The 12,751-nt window shown below is 48.5% G+C and carries 14 protein-coding genes; 12 read left to right on the plus strand and 2 right to left on the minus strand.

What is annotated here, in order from left to right:
• Positions 1–19 precede the first annotated feature (19 nt).
• The gene (locus H70357_RS16155; protein ID WP_197073695.1) at positions 20–1,120 is read left to right on the plus strand and encodes an efflux RND transporter periplasmic adaptor subunit; all 1,101 of its coding nucleotides are present in this window, start codon (positions 20–22) and stop codon (positions 1,118–1,120) included.
• An 89-nt stretch (positions 1,121–1,209) separates the two neighbouring features.
• Here H70357_RS16155 and nagZ read toward each other — a convergent pair whose 3' ends face one another.
• Positions 1,210–2,553: a beta-N-acetylhexosaminidase gene (gene nagZ, locus H70357_RS16160; RefSeq protein ID WP_231578439.1), complete on the minus strand. Its 1,344-nt coding sequence runs from the start codon at positions 2,551–2,553 to the stop codon at positions 1,210–1,212.
• A 115-nt stretch (positions 2,554–2,668) separates the two neighbouring features.
• On the opposite strand from nagZ, the gene H70357_RS16165 reads away from it, so the two are divergent.
• The 9 genes from H70357_RS16165 to H70357_RS16205 all read left to right on the plus strand — a co-directional run bounded on the left by H70357_RS16165 (position 2,669) and on the right by H70357_RS16205 (position 10,023).
• Positions 2,669–3,172 (plus strand): ferritin, encoded by a 504-nt coding sequence (locus tag H70357_RS16165; RefSeq protein ID WP_038591439.1) that lies wholly within the window; start codon positions 2,669–2,671, stop codon positions 3,170–3,172.
• A 326-nt stretch (positions 3,173–3,498) separates the two neighbouring features.
• Positions 3,499–4,362 (plus strand): cation diffusion facilitator family transporter, encoded by an 864-nt coding sequence (locus H70357_RS16170; protein WP_038591441.1) that lies wholly within the window; start codon positions 3,499–3,501, stop codon positions 4,360–4,362.
• A gap of 221 nt (positions 4,363–4,583) precedes the next feature.
• Positions 4,584–5,492 (plus strand): NUDIX hydrolase, encoded by a 909-nt coding sequence (locus H70357_RS16175; RefSeq protein WP_038591443.1) that lies wholly within the window; start codon positions 4,584–4,586, stop codon positions 5,490–5,492.
• A gap of 17 nt (positions 5,493–5,509) precedes the next feature.
• Positions 5,510–5,992, plus strand: coding sequence for a riboflavin biosynthesis intermediates N-glycosidase (locus H70357_RS16180; protein ID WP_038591445.1), 483 nt, complete (start codon positions 5,510–5,512; stop codon positions 5,990–5,992).
• A gap of 386 nt (positions 5,993–6,378) precedes the next feature.
• Entirely contained in the window at positions 6,379–6,792 is a 414-nt protein-coding gene (locus H70357_RS16185) for a bacteriohemerythrin (RefSeq protein ID WP_052092565.1), read from the plus strand.
• 182 nt (positions 6,793–6,974) lie between these two features.
• Complete coding sequence (locus H70357_RS16190; protein ID WP_052092064.1) at positions 6,975–8,168, plus strand: metallophosphoesterase; 1,194 nt, start codon at positions 6,975–6,977, stop codon at positions 8,166–8,168.
• Positions 8,169–8,307: 139 nt separating this feature from the next.
• Positions 8,308–8,544: a DUF3977 family protein gene (locus H70357_RS16195; RefSeq protein ID WP_038591447.1), complete on the plus strand. Its 237-nt coding sequence runs from the start codon at positions 8,308–8,310 to the stop codon at positions 8,542–8,544.
• A gap of 84 nt (positions 8,545–8,628) precedes the next feature.
• On the plus strand, positions 8,629–9,078 hold the full coding sequence (locus H70357_RS16200; protein WP_038591449.1) for a MarR family winged helix-turn-helix transcriptional regulator: 450 nt from the start codon (positions 8,629–8,631) through the stop codon (positions 9,076–9,078).
• A gap of 135 nt (positions 9,079–9,213) precedes the next feature.
• A complete protein-coding gene (locus tag H70357_RS16205; RefSeq protein ID WP_038591453.1) occupies positions 9,214–10,023 on the plus strand; it encodes an NAD(P)H-binding protein in 810 nt (269 codons plus the stop codon).
• A gap of 6 nt (positions 10,024–10,029) precedes the next feature.
• On the opposite strand, the gene H70357_RS16210 is transcribed toward H70357_RS16205, so the two are convergent.
• Positions 10,030–10,461: a hypothetical protein gene (locus H70357_RS16210; protein WP_052092065.1), complete on the minus strand. Its 432-nt coding sequence runs from the start codon at positions 10,459–10,461 to the stop codon at positions 10,030–10,032.
• A gap of 202 nt (positions 10,462–10,663) precedes the next feature.
• On the opposite strand from H70357_RS16210, the gene H70357_RS16215 reads away from it, so the two are divergent.
• Both H70357_RS16215 and H70357_RS16220 read left to right on the plus strand, forming a co-directional pair.
• A complete protein-coding gene (locus H70357_RS16215; protein WP_038591456.1) occupies positions 10,664–11,341 on the plus strand; it encodes a response regulator transcription factor in 678 nt (225 codons plus the stop codon).
• Positions 11,338–12,714 (plus strand): sensor histidine kinase, encoded by a 1,377-nt coding sequence (locus H70357_RS16220; RefSeq protein WP_038591459.1) that lies wholly within the window; start codon positions 11,338–11,340, stop codon positions 12,712–12,714. Before H70357_RS16215 ends, H70357_RS16220 begins: the two co-directional genes overlap by 4 nt.
• Positions 12,715–12,751 lie beyond the last annotated feature (37 nt).

The raw sequence follows: 12,751 nt of genomic DNA on the forward strand, positions 1-12,751 counted from the left end.
ATTGAAAGGACGCCGAACAATGAAGAGGATAATTAAAAAGAGCCTGAAGTGGCTCATTATTGCGGCCATCGTGGGTATCGGGGGATATCTGCTGTTCACCAAAGTGATCAAAAAAGAAGAACCCCAGATCGTGATGGAGTCTACGCAAGCAATCAGCTTTCCGGTTACTCAGGAGACCATAACGAGTTCTGTTCAGGTGAAGGGGAAATCACAGTATCAAGAGGAGACTCTGGTCTATGCTCCTTACGCTTCAAAGGTTACAGCATGGAAGGTGGAGAACGCCGGCCAGGTGAAAAAGGGGGATGTGCTGTTCACTCTGGACCAAAGCACATTGCAAAACGAAATTGCCACCACGGAGGCTGCCATTCGCAAAGCGCAGCTGGAGGGGGAACTGAATTCATTCGTCAGCCAACAGGACGCGGAAACTGCAGCTCCAATCGGAACTGAAGCGGAGCGGCTCAAAGCGCTGGCGGCCCAGGAAACGGCACGCATGAATGAGGAATTGAATCAGGTCAACGCAGGTATTCAAGAGCGGGAGCTGGCGGACAAAAGGAATAAGCTCAAAACGGCGATCTATCATGCGCCTGCAACTGGCATTTTCCTGTATGACAGCAGCAAAGAACGGCCGCAGATGGTGACGGACAATCAGTATATCGGTAAGATTGTTGATCTGAGCAAGCTTGAATTTATTGCGCAGGTCGGGGAACAGGACATCTTCCGCATCAAAAAGGGCATGAAGGTTCAGGTCAAGATGACTGCAATGAAAAATCTTACGCTTAAGGGTGAAGTGACCGAGGTATCGAAATTCGCCACTACAACCAGCGGACAGAACTCGGCAGCAAATCAGGTGCCGCAATTTGAGGTGGTTATTTCTCTCCAGCCGGATGAGCATTTAATCGGCGGCCTCAGTCTTAGCGGCGAAATTGAGACGTTGCGTAAAGAGAAAGCCACAGTAGTCTCCAGCATCGCTGTTATGCATGAAGGTGATCTGGCGTATGTAATGCTGGATAAAGGAAATGAGCAATATGTACGGCAGGAAATCAAGGTCGGAATGGAAACTACGGACAAGACAGAAGTTCTCTCTGGACTAAAGCCCGGGGATAAAGTAGTTATTCAGTAGTTAAAATAACGGGCAGTCTGTTGATATAACAACAGGCTGCCCGTTTAGCTTGTCGAAGGCTGTTGAGAGAGTCTCAACAGCCTCTTTGTTTACTTGGTAAGCGAACTTCGCCAGCTTGTGATATCCTGGTTCAGCTTTCTCAGATCGGGTACGGCTGTCGGCTGGTCGGTCAGACGGTATTTGTCCTTCAGTGCAAGAATGCGGTAGACACTCTCATCAATTCGTGACTCCTTGATGGTGCCGCTTTGGACACTGGCCAGCAGCGCTTTCCGAACCGCTTGCTCATTCCCGTATTCATGGGCGACAAGAAGGATATCACTGCCCGCCTGTACGGTATCGACAGCTGCGGCAGCCAGCGTGTAGTGCTCGGTGATGGCACCCATTGTGAGGTCATCGGTAATGACCACTCCCTGAAAGCCCATCTCTTCACGCAGCAGCTTTCCGATAATGGCCCTGGACAAAGAAGCAGGCTTATCAGAATCAAGCTCCGGAAAAAGAATGTGCGCAACCATTACCGCATCCGCATTCTCCTGAATGGCCGCCTCGAACGGCTGCCATTCCAGTTTGGCCAGTTGGGCAGCAGTTTTGTTCACGACCGGCAGTTCCAGATGGGAGTCGACGGATGTGTCGCCGTGACCGGGGAAATGTTTAACAACCGGTATAACGCCTTCACTGGCGATTCCTTTCATCTCAGCGATTCCTAATCTGCTGACGAGGTCGGCAGTGTTTCCGAAGGAACGGTCGCCGATTACAGGATTATCGGGATTGCTGTTTATATCCAGCACAGGGGCAAAATCCATATTATACCCGGCTGACAGCAGCTCTCTGGCGAGCAGCTTGCCCATCGTTCCGGCAGCACCGGAATTGTCGGCTGCGCCAACGCTCCCGTTCGACGGTATTGCGGCATATTCATCAGGCATGCGGCTGACCTTGCCGCCCTCCTGATCTACGCTCATGAACAGCGGAACCGGATTCTCCGCGTTGCTCTTCTTCAGGTCATTGATCAGACTGACCATGCCCTTCAGGTTGCTGATATTGTCTTTATACAGGATAATTCCGCCGATCTTGTCTTCGGCAATCATCCTTTTTGCCTGGGTATCTAGCTTGATGCCGTCAATGCCGACCAGGAGCATTTGCCCGATTTTCTCCTCCAGTGTCATATTTGCCAATTTGCTCTCAATTGTATCGCTGCCGCTGGCCGCTGATTGCATTGGTGTCGCTGTCGCTGTTGCTGTTGCTGTCGCTGCTGAAGCCGCTGTTGCGGAAGGTGATACGGTTATGTAGTCCGTAGGAGAAATATTTCCTGTCTGCACATTGGTGCTTCCTGCGCATCCGCTGATGGCAAGCAAGCCGGAAAGTACGGCAGTCACAGGAAAGAGTCTGCTCCAGTCTCGCGGGGTGAAGTGCCGGTATTTCAGCCAAATCATTTTCATTTGCAAATATTCTTCCTTTCGTTTGCCGATTCACTGGCATGGATGATAAGATGGAGGAGACTTTACATAAGGCTTGTTTCAAGCAAATTACTCTAAAGGACGAGGTGAGGGACCCATGAAGGAAGAATTAATGAATACATTGAATGAGCAGATGAATTTTGAATTTTATTCTGCTCACGTTTACCTGGCGATGGCTGCTTATTGTTCAGGTGAAAGTCTGGACGGTTTCGCTAACTTTTTTCTGGTACAGGCCGAAGAAGAACGGTTTCATGCAATGAAAATTTACAAATTCCTTAATGACCGCGACTATCGCGCTACGCTCGCTGCCTTACCGGAGCCGAAGAACGAATATACATCCATGCTGGATGCCTTTGAACATGCCTATGCCCATGAACAGCAGAATACGCGAAAATTCTACCATCTGGCCGATCTGGCGCTGGATGCACGTGAGCACGCGACCATCTACTTCCTCAAGTGGTTCATTGATGAGCAGGTGGAGGAAGAGGCGCTGTTCAGCAATATTATCGCCAAGCTGAAACGGATTGAATCCGATAGCAACGCCTTCTACATGCTGGACGCCGAGTTTGCAGCGCGTTCATTTACTCCGCCGGCAGAATAAATGCTTAATGTATGAGCAGCTGCTCTAACATAGTTTAGCAGAAAAGGGATCTGTCTTATAGGACAGGTCCTTTTTTGTGTTTACCTTGTGAAGGGCGAGAGCCCGCAAAGCCTTTCTGTATAAGAGAATAATTCCGGTCCCCAAGACAAATCACTGTCTGATGTTGAACTAGGGCAAACAATGTTGCGTATTGCAAAACACTTCCTGCTTCCCAACTCTATTTGGCAGGGTTAACTAATGCGCCGCCCGGCAACACTGTTTCTCTAGACCCACCCGGATGTCAGCGTGTAGTATAGAACAATACTATTGTTTGGAGGTTCTTTTTTTTGGAAAACTACAGCGACATTAAACAAAGTGAAAAAGGGGCTTGGCTCAGTTTATTTGCCTACATTCTTTTATCCGCCGTCAAATTGTTCATCGCAAGTGTCTCGGGTTCCCAAGCTCTGCTTGCAGACGGATTGAACAATAGTACGGACATCATTGCGTCTCTCGCCATCCTGACAGGTCTTAAGATTTCCCGGAGACCTCCTGATTCCAATCACAGCTACGGGCATTTCAGAGCGGAGACGGTAGCCGCATTGATTGCTTCTTTCATTATGATTGCCGTAGGGTTGCAGGTTCTGTATCAGGGTGTCAACAAATTTGTCCAACCGGTGCTGGAAACGCCAGATCTTATTGCTGCCTGGACGGCTGCGGGTTGTGCGTTAGTTATGCTGGCTGTTTATGCGTACAATATCAAGCTTGCCCGTGAACTCAAAAGCAATGCCATGCAGGCGGTAGCTCAGGATAACCGTTCGGATGCGCTCGTAAGCATAGGCGCTTTTATAGGGATTATCGGTTCACAGTTTGGAATTCCCTGGCTGGATCCGCTGACTGCGACAATTGTTGGGCTTCTGATCTGCAAGACAGCCTGGGATATTTTCCGCAAGGCTAGCCATGATTTAACGGACGGTTTTGACGCAAGCGAACTGGAGCTGATGAAGCAAACCGTTGCCCAAATCGATGGCGTAGAATCGATAAAAGATATTAAAGCACGCATTCATGGCAACAATGTACTGGTGGACACAACCGTGCTGGTGAACTCGAAGCTGAACGTGGTGCAGAGTCATGATATTACGGAAGAAATTGAAGACCAATTGAAGGACCGACACCAGGTTTCCAATGTGCTTGTACATATAGAGCCGCTGTAAATATAGAATGGATTCCAAAGTCTGATATGCCCGGCGAAAGCCGGAGCAGTCAGGCTTTTTTTGCAATATAGCCTACGGGCAGGACCCTCATTGTAGCGTATTGCAATTTCCTGCATGAACACTCTAATACTTGACTTATACGTCTTGTATATGTATATAATAACATTATGATATTAACAAAAAGATAATAATTAAATCCGCAGCTGTAAAGGAGTTTGGCTATGTCAAAACAACCGGTCACTGACCGCAACGGTATAACCGAGGAACAATTCCTAAAAACATATGATGCTGGAGTGTATGAACGTCCATCCGTAACGGTCGACATGCTGATTTTTACCGTGATGGAACGGGAACAGGATAATTACCGGAAGCTTTCCGAGAAATCACTGCAGCTGCTGCTGATTCAACGGGGCGAACATCCTTACTTGGGACAATGGGCGTTGCCTGGCGGTTTTGTCGGTGTACATGAAAGCCTGGATGAAGCGGCACGCCGGGAATTGTTCACAGAAACGAATATAGACAATATCTATATGGAACAGCTGTATACCTGGGGAGAGGTGCAGCGCGATCCGCGGATGCGGGTCATCAGCTGTTCCTATATGACTTTGGTTGATCGTACCGCACTGAATGTGCAGGCGGGGGATGATGCGGCTGATGCTGCCTGGTTCGAGGTATCACATGAGATCCTCGAAGCAAGCCGCAGAGAGCTGGAGCAAGGATATGAGCTGGACCAATTCATCAAGATCACTCTGCAAAGTGATAAGGTGACTTTATCAGGAGTGGTCAAAATTACCGAATCCGTTCAAGGCCATGTCAGCAAGATCCTACGTGAGATCGTGCAGAGTGAAGGCTTCGCTTTTGATCATTTAATGATGGTTCAATATGCGATCGAACGCCTGCGCGGCAAGGTTGAATATACGGATATTATTTTTAATCTGATGCCGCCCCTGTTCACTTTGTCGGAGCTTCAGCGTGTCTATGAAATCATTCTGGGCAAAGAGCTGCTGGCCGCCGCCTTCCGCCGGAAGATTGCTGACCGTGTGATGGAAACTGAGGATTTCACCAGGGATGCCGGACACCGCCCCTCTAAGCTGTACCGATATAACATGAACCGGGCTTCCAATCAATGATATGAGGAGAGAGCAAGATGGAGAAATTCACCTATTTTTACCGCAGCGGCTCACCATTCTCACAATGGTATCCCTGCCGTTTCACGGTGGGAGAGCTTCACTTTAATAGCACTGAGCAGTATATGATGTACAGTAAGGCACAATTGTTTAAGGATGAAGAGCTGGGATTGAAAATCTTGCGGGCCACAACTCCCAGAGAGCAGAAGGCATTGGGGCGTCAGGTGAGCGGTTTCGACAAAACCATTTGGGAACAACACTGCAAAGAGATTGTCTATCAAGGAAACTGGGAGAAGTTTATTCAGAACGAGGACCTGCTGCAAGCGCTGCTGGATACGAAAGGCACCACGCTGGTAGAGGCCAGTCCGACGGACCGGATCTGGGGTGTGGGTTTAACGGAAGAGGATCCGAGGATACGAAGAAGAACTACCTGGCGCGGCACCAACTGGCTGGGGGAAATCCTGACGAATCTTCGCGAGGAGTTTACTCGCTCTACTATCTAATCGTTAAATAGATTACCAGTACAAGTAGACCAAGAGCTGCCATCCAGGACAGCGGGTGATTGGGATTTAACCCCCAGCCGAGCCCTGATGATTTCGGAACAAATATACGTTGCTTTGGCGCTTTCTTGCTGAACATATCGTGCACCTCTGTCCTCTGTAAATTTTATTATGTGTAAATGCTGAGATAAGTATTGATCAAATGGCGAGAAATTGCAATAACTTCTGATGCGCAGCCTTTAGGCTTGCGCTTTTTTTGCATCAACCCAAAAGAAATTTGTTACATATTGTCGTGTGATGTTGTTAACAGAACTTTCTTGCGGAAATGTGGAGAATTAGATATGCCTCTAAATATGAAAATTATGGTAAAGGATAAGGTGAGTGAGTACATGATTGAATGGAAGGATTCGTATGATATCGGCGTGGAGAAGATTGATTGCCAGCACAGACAGCTGCTTGTGAAGCTTAATGAATTTTTTGATGCTTGCACGAACCAGAAAGGCAAAGAAAAGATTGAAGAAACACTGAAATTCCTTAAGGACTATACCCTTGAGCATTTTGGCAATGAAGAGCAGTTGATGTCGGAGATTGATTTCCCTGAGCTTGCCGAGCACCAGAAGACTCATGCCGAATTCGTGCAGACTGTGCTTGAACTGGAAGAAAGCATTAAGACCAAAGGCGTATCCGTACTGTCCACAATCAAACTGAACCGCACCTTGACGGACTGGTTGATCAACCATATCCACAAATGTGACAGGCTGATCGGTGATTGCATTGCCGCTAAAGGCAATAAGGCTGTTTAACTTACATAGATAGATCATGAAGATGCCGCAGGGCATTTTCTTTTTTATGTTGCTTGACTGTTGGGAGGTAGACCCTCTCATTTATTACAATGCTCCGGCACAGTTTATACTCGGCTAATACTTTATGATATGATTTGAGGTAGAACGTATAGATATGAGCTGTACGCTAAAGGAGTGGTTGAATGAAAATACTGCGCATGCTATTTTCCGGAGCTGGAGTGCTGCTTGTATTGGGATTGGTTAATTTCTACATCGGCTTTCATCTCTGGGTTCTGCTGGAGAATTGGCTGCCGGGTATTTCAGCAGGTGCCTACTGGACGGTGTTTATGGTTATTGCTTTTGCCTATATGATCGGAATGGCGCCCTGGCCAAAGGCTGTGAAACCGGCGGCCAGATTCTTCAAAGTGATCGGGTCCTATTATTTGGCCTGCATGGAGTTTGCGGTAATTGTGCTGCCGTTAACTGATCTGCTCTATTGGGTGCTGGGACTTATGGGGGTTAACCGTTCGGCCTTTACTTATGAAGCAGGAGCGACGCTGGTTCTGTTGCTGGCTATCTTCCTCATTTGGGGTTCACGGAATGCCTGGAGCACTATTGTACGCACTCATCCGATCAAAATTGATAAATCCATTGGAACAAGCGCACCCCTTACGGTCGCCGTTGCTTCGGATTTGCATCTGGGGAATATTGTAGGCAACCGTCATTTGCGCAAAATGGTCACCGAGATCAACAACATGAAGCCGGATGTCATCCTACTTGCCGGGGATGTGCTGGATGACAGTATCGAGCCGTTTATCCGCAATGGAATGAGTGAACAGTTAAAGCTGCTTAAAGCCCGTCATGGCGTATATGCCGTACTGGGAAATCATGAATATTACGGCGGCTCGATCAAAGAGTATACTGAGCTGATGGATAGCATAGGTATCAAAGTTCTGCAGGACGAAGTGGTGGAAACTGCGGGCGTCTATATTGTCGGCCGGAAAGATAAGACCGCGGAAGCTATGGAGGCTGGCGGCAGACTTAGTGTCTCTTCGTTGCTGCAAGGTCTGGATCTCTCCCGTCCTATAATCATGATGGACCATCAGCCTACCGGTTTTGACCTTGCAGCAAAGGCAGGGGTGGATATCCTGTTATCCGGACATACACACCGCGGACAGATTGCGCCTAATCACTGGATTACCAAACGCCTCTTTGAGCTGGATTGGGGCTATCTGCTTAAGGAGAAAATGCATGTAATCGTCTCCTCCGGCTATGGCACCTGGGGGCCGCCGATCCGTCTGGCCAGCCGCTCCGAGCTGATCAAGCTGGAAGTTTTGCTGGAGGGCAGCAAACAATACAGTGAAGAACCGCTGTCTTCACAGACAGTGCTCATTTAAGCTGTACATGAATTAAACATTAGACATTATATAGATTGAACTTGAGAAATACATGTAGTCACGACCAATCCCAAAATAGAACCCCTGCAGCTTCAATGGAGTAGCTGCGGGGGTTAATCATGTCCAAGGAGTGTTAATCTTGAAATACATAGAATTTGGAATCGGCAACCGGTGGATAGTCAGAACGGAAACAGAATTTGAGGATGGAACGGAGACGGAGCAGCAGGGGATTATCCGGCCGATCCATTTCCATTCGCTGTACCTGAGGATATGGATAGGGAAGACTGTATTCGTTGCTGATCTTAAAGAAGGCTGCAAAAAATCAAGGAAGAGCAGAAGCAAAATCAAAATAGTTATCGGAATCAGCAGTTATTAGAACTGTTATAGGATTGACAGATGCGGTAGATTCACGTACATTGAAGTAGTTAAGTTATTAACTATATGGAGCTGAGCGGAATTTATGGACGATCTACAAAGATATGTAATGGAGCAGCCGCTATATACGGAGGTATTCTTCACATTGGTTGAGGCAACTGCAAATGTCGTGGCGGTATCCGAGAAATACTGGCAGAATCAGGGTCTGAACGGAGCGCGTATCCGTATTCTGGTGGAAATCGCCAAGCATGGCGGAACTATGCTGCCTTCAGTGCTTGCCGAGAAAATCGGCGTGACCAAAGCCAATATCAGCCTGCTGCTTTTGCCGCTGGAGAAGGACGGATTGATCAGCCGGGCAAGCCATGCTACGGACGGCCGGAAATCGGTCATTTCGATCACTGGTAGCGGACGCGCACTGCTGAAAGAGCATCTTCCGGAGAACCGTCAGGCAGTTGCCGAAGTTATGAAGCGGCTGGATGAAAAGGAACTGCTGGAGTTGATGTCATTGCTGCACAAACTGAACCGCTCTATATAAGTTTGGAGGTATAAAGCACCGATGATACTCTCATCTTAACATTCAATCTGATAGTAGAAGTACGTAACAGCTTTTTTTGTTTAAATAGTTAATAGCTTAACTAAATTCCATGAACCAAAGAGAGGGTGCAAACCGATGAAGACTATGATTACGGGAGCAACTGGCCAATTAGGACGCCTGATTATTGATAATCTGCTGCAAAAAATGCCACAGGAGCAGATTGTTGCAGGTGCCCGCCATCCGGACAAAGCTATAGAACTACAACGTCAAGGAATAGAAATACGTTATGCCGATTACGATGTCCCTGAAGGGCTGGAAGCTGCATTCCATGATATATCCCAACTGCTGCTAATTTCAAGCTCACACACGGATGACGGCATTCGCCTTGCCCAGCACAAACGGGTTATTGAAGCAGCAGTCAAAGCAGGCGTTTCGCATATCCTCTATACCGGCTTTGCCTTCCCGCAACAACGGATTAATATTGCTTCCGGCAATGTCCATACGCTTACAGAGCGGGTGATTCTGGATTCCGGCCTAGAGTACACCTTCCTCCGCAACGCATTATATATTGATTTCGTGAATGTACTTGGATTAAAAGAAGCCAGCCGCAGGGGTGAGCTGATTACACATCCGGGGGATTTTCGGTTCAACTCCGTTTCACGTGAAGATTTGGCCCTGGCTACAGCCGCTGTTCTTGCCGGCTCCGGGCACAGCAATCGGATTTATGAGCTGGCTGCACCACATACGTGGAGCTTCAATGATCTCGCAGCAGCGCTGACATCGCTGGCAGGCAAGCCGGTAACACATCGGGAGGATGCCAGCGTTCAGCACTGGATTTATTCTTTTCTGAAGAAGATTGATACGGTCTCTACTTCGAATGACCTGGAACAATTAATGGGGCGGAGCATCACTTCGCTGCAGGACAGTATAGTGCCTTTTGTTTAGTCTATACTATTTTTCCAATGGATACATCTCATAATGCTTCCCGTCACTGGGAGCCATGGCTCCTGGAACTCCCCATACACTCTGGTGGATTTTGTCCGCATCTACTACGGAATAGATATAGGTCCAGTCCTTTTCGTTGCTGAAGCGAACCTCCAGGTGATAAGGGTTGTATTGTCTTCCAGCTTGACGGCTAATTTCCCACTCTTCACCAGGATACTTTACCTCTAAATATTGGTTAAGTTGTTCTGTTTTTTTTGATACCTGATAATCAAGCCAATAGGGACGAACTGCAAAAAACACAAGCAATAGTACAGTTATCGAACCTGCAGTAATTAAACTGATCTTCCTAATCTTATCTGGTAAAAGCACTGCTATAACAAAAATAACAATGACAAAAATAACTGAGGCTGTGATTTCCATTGCTGTTATTGGATGCAAGAAAAGCCCTCCTCTTATGATCAAGCTAAATATTCATGCAGCTCTTAAAGTCTTAACAGTGCCTTAATATTAACATGCGGCGTGACGATTTTCAGTAATTTAGAACATAATGAAAGCCAGCTTGCCGGACTCCCGGTTGTCTTAACGCAGCAATGTTGCTACTATGGTGACAGCTAAGAAGGGATATGGGAGAGGTGTTCAGATGAAAAAGATATTGGTTGCCGATGATGATCTAAATATCCGTACACTGCTGCGGCATGTATTGACCCGGGATGGGTATCTGGTCGTTGAAGCAGGCGATGGCCGGGAAGCAGTAGGGCTGATGAAGGAGAGCACGGTGGATCTTGCCGTCGTGGATGTAATGATGCCGCAAATGGACGGGCTGGAGCTGTGCCAGTACATACGCGAAACGTACGACATTCCGATTATTCTCCTGACGGCGCGGCAGCAGCTCAGCGATAAGGAGCAGGGCTATTTGCGGGGGACGGATGATTATGTGACCAAGCCGTTTGAGCCAGAGGAGCTGCTATTCCGCATCAAAGCGCTGTTCCGCCGCTATTCGATAGCTTCCGATGACAAGATCCGTCTTAACTCGCTCGTGATCGACCGCAAAAATTATGAAATCAGTAACGGGAACGATGTGCTGCTGCTGCCGGTGAAGGAATTTGAGCTGCTGGCGCAGCTAGCGCAGTATCCGGGGCGTCTGTTCTCGCGCAGCGAGCTGATTGAGCTGGTGTGGGGAGCCGATTACGAGGGCGACGAACGGACGGTGGATGTGCATATCAAACGTCTGCGCCAGCGGTTTGCTGACTATCAAGAGGATTTTGTGATCCGCACGGTGCGCGGAATCGGTTATAAAGTGGAGATGGTGAACGCATGAAGTCGCTTTATGTACGGATGAGTGTGCTGTTTTGCTCAATTATACTGATAAGCAGTTTTATGGGATTTTTCGCATCCAACTTCTATTATCAGGTCAAGATCAAACCGCAGAACGATGCCAAACTCACGAAAATGGCGATAGGTTTGCAGCAGTTTGTCCAGGACCATCCCGATGCGGTGGGAGAATATCTGCTAAGTACGGCATCCCTGGGGTATAAATTATACTTGTCCAATGGTCAGGGCGACGAGAAGTTTTATGGCTTGCCTTTCCGCAAAAATGATCTGGGCGAGGAAGTGCTGCAAAACGTGCTTGCCGGAGAGGTCTACCATGGAGTGGCGGAGTTCCCGAGCCAGGCGTTTGTGACCGGTTTTTTTGATAATCAGCTCAGCAACTCGATTGGATTGCCGGTGCGTATCAACGGTCAGACCTATGCCTTGTTTATGCGTCCGGATGCCGAGGTGCAGTTTGGGGAGCTGCGGATCTTTTTTGCCGTGTTGCTTGGGGTAAGTGTTCTGTTCAGCCTGTGGTTTGTCCTCGTTACCGTGCTGCATGTGGTTAAACCGATTACGAGGCTGACTGCCGCTACGAAAAGGATTTCCAAAGGAAGGTACGACATCCGGCTCAATACCCGGCGGCGGGATGAAATCGGCCAGCTGGCCTCCCATTTCATGATCATGAGCCAGGAGCTGGAGCGGACGAACCGGGCGCGTCAGGAGTTTGTCGCCAACGTCTCGCATGAGATTGAATCGCCGCTGACCTCCATCCAGGGCTTTGCCCATGCGCTTAAAGATTCTGCACTGCCGGAGAACCAGAGGCTGGAGTACCTCTCCATTATTGACGGGGAGAGCCGCCGCCTCTCGATGCTCAGCAAACAGCTGCTCACCCTGTCCTCTCTGGATTATGACGAGAATGCGCTGCAGAAGAAGAGCTTCGATCTTCGTGCGCAGCTGCGCCAGGTCGTGCAGATTATGGAGTGGAGACTTACGGAGAAGGAGCTGGCGGTTCGTCTGCATGTGGAGGATATAACACTTCAGGGGGATACGAATCTGCTCTATCAGGTGTGGATGAACCTGCTGTCCAACGCGATCAAATATACACCCTCAGGTGGAACCATCACCCTATCCGCGGAAGCCACCGGGGGCAGCTGTAAAGTTACAGTCGCGGATACCGGGGAAGGAATATCAGCCGCAGAGCTGCCGATGATCTTCGACCGCTTCTACAAAGTGGACAAGGCGCGTACCCGTGACAGCAACAGCAGCGGGCTGGGACTGTCTATAGCGAAGAAAATAATCGAAACGCACGGCGGCACTATTGAAGCATCCAGCACGGTCGGTACAGGCACCACCTTCACCGTGAATCTGCCGCTTCTGTAATTATTTATTCATACTCCGTTCATTTTCATCCTCTACA

Source organism: Paenibacillus sp. FSL H7-0357, assembly GCF_000758525.1.
GTDB lineage: Bacteria > Bacillota > Bacilli > Paenibacillales > Paenibacillaceae > Paenibacillus_AQ.